The organism is Sulfurovum sp. (genome assembly GCF_015493435.1).
Taxonomy (GTDB): Bacteria; Campylobacterota; Campylobacteria; order Campylobacterales; family Sulfurovaceae; genus Sulfurovum.
In genome coordinates, this window is the sequence record NZ_WGDD01000015.1 from 1 (window position 1) to 2,290 (window position 2,290).

Annotated in this window: 2 pseudogenes; both read left to right on the top strand. The window is 44.5% G+C overall.

The window, feature by feature from the left end:
• Nucleotides 1-1,309: pseudogene (locus F8L24_RS02680) on the top strand (glycoside hydrolase); the annotation flags it as partial.
• Nucleotides 1,310-1,317: 8 nt separating this feature from the next.
• Nucleotides 1,318-2,290: pseudogene (locus F8L24_RS02685) on the top strand (4-alpha-glucanotransferase); the annotation flags it as partial.

Sequence of the window (2,290 nt, forward strand, 5' to 3'; positions counted from 1 at the left end):
CGATAAAGCTATCGAACTTTATGTCAAGGTATTTGGGCAGAAACCTACCGGTCTGTGGCCGGCAGAAGGGGCGGTCGATGAAAAAAGTCTGCATCTTTACAGAGAAAAAGGCATAGAATGGGTCGCGACAGATGAAGCGATCCTGCAGAAAACGCTCAAAAGCAGTGAGAAAAATCTTTGTTATTACCGGTATGAATACGATTCTGTCTTCATCGCTTTTCGGGACCATCCTCTCAGCGACAGCATAGGGTTCCGTTATCGTTTTATGGAAGAAACAGATGCTGTCGGAGACTTTATGAAACGGCTTGATGAGATTGGAAAACAACATTCTGATGCCAATGTCTTTGTGATCGTCGACGGAGAAAATGCCTGGGAGTTTTACCGGAACAATGCCATGGATTTTTTTCTGAAACTGTATAATGCTGTTTCAAAAAGCCGGACGGTTAGCATGCAAAGGTTCGATGATCTGCCCAAAGAAGGAAGGCAGAAACTGCCATCGCTGCATCCTGGCAGCTGGATTTACGGTACTTTTGATACCTGGGTCGGGCAGAGTGAAAAGAACAGGGCGTGGGAGCTGATCTATCAGACCAAAAGAGAGACTGGTCCCTCCTGTCGGAAACTTGACAGAAAGACGCAGACAGTTGTGGAGGAACATTTTCTGGCCAGTGAATGTTCTGACTGGTTTTGGTGGTACGGAGAAGACCATTTCAGTGATTTCCTTGCGGAGTTCGATACGCTTTTCCGTTCGCATCTCATAGCCGTGTACGAACTGTGCGGTATGCCTGTACCTTCAAACCTCTATCTGAATATTTTCAGGGAAAGAAATGTGGCACTGAGTCAGGTTAAACCGCAGTTCCCGCTGTTAGTGGAAGTTGACGGCACAGAGACTTCGTTCTATGAATGGCTGGGTGCCGGTATGGTTGATGAGAGTAAAGCCTTTTCCACTATGGATGGGGTGAAAAGGATTGTGCAAAAACTCTATTACGGCGAAAATGACACAATGATGTATTTCAGGCTTGATGTCAATGTAAAGCAGTTCCTCTCGGCGTACAAAGAGATAAAACTGCATTTCAAAGAACTGCCTAATACCATTGTTCTGCCTGTGACGGACCAGTATCAGAAGGATGGTTTAACTTTGGTATGCAAGGATATGGTAGAATTCGCCATAGATAAAAAATACTGTCAGAAAAAAAGCACACTTCATCTTCAGCTGGAGATCACCGATAAACAGAACAGCAGCGAATTTGTACCGACTTTCGGCGAGATAGAAGTATGCTTCAACGATTACAGTAAAAACTGGTTTATATAGGAACGGGGATGGATAAAAAAGTAAAACTGCTCTTTGGCATACATATGCATCAGCCGGCGGACAACTTCAAGGAAGCAGTGGATGAAGCGGTGGAAAAATGCTACAAGCCTTTTTTTCAAACCGTAAAGAAGTTCCCTTTTTTCAAGTTTTCCCTGCATTGCAGCGGATGGCTGCTGGAGCAGATCAGAAAGCATCATGAAGAAGTCTTCGATGATATACAGACATTAAACCGCAGGGGAAGTATAGAATTTTTCACTGCCGGCTTCTATGAGCCGGTCCTTTGTGCCATTCCCGAACGCGACAGAAAAGCACAGATAAACCAATTGAACAAAGTGATCACAAAATATTTTGAACAGACGCCCAAAGGACTTTGGCTGACTGAAAGGGTCTGGGAAGACGGCATTGTCAGCGGTCTTTCAGAATGCGGTATTTCCTATGTGATGGTAGATGACTATCATTTCAAGGCAAGCGGATTTGACGAAGAGATGCTTGACGGGTATTCTTTTACAGAAAACAACGGTGAGAAGATCTCTCTTTTTCCTATTAGCCGGACACTGCGATATGCGCTTCCTTTCAAAGAGGTTGAAGCAGCGCTGGAAGCAGTCAGGAACAGTGCCGGAAACGGCGGGGCAGCCATTGTTTTTGATGATGCCGAAAAATTCGGACTTTGGCCCCAGACCCATGAGTGGGTCTACGAAAAAGGGTGGCTGGAAGCCTTTTTGCATGCACTTGAAAAAGATAAAAATATCGAAAGCCTGCATTTTGGGGAGTATTATGCTTCCGAAAAAGCAAAAGGGCTGGTTTATCTCGACAATGTCTCTTACGAGGAGATGGGAGAATGGAGTATGAAGGCGCAGGATGCACTGAAACTCGAAGCCATTAAAACGGAAGTATCCAAAACATATTTAGATGCGGACAAGTTCGTCAAAGGTGCTTTCTGGAAAAACTTTTTTGTCAAATATGAAGAATCAAACAGACTGC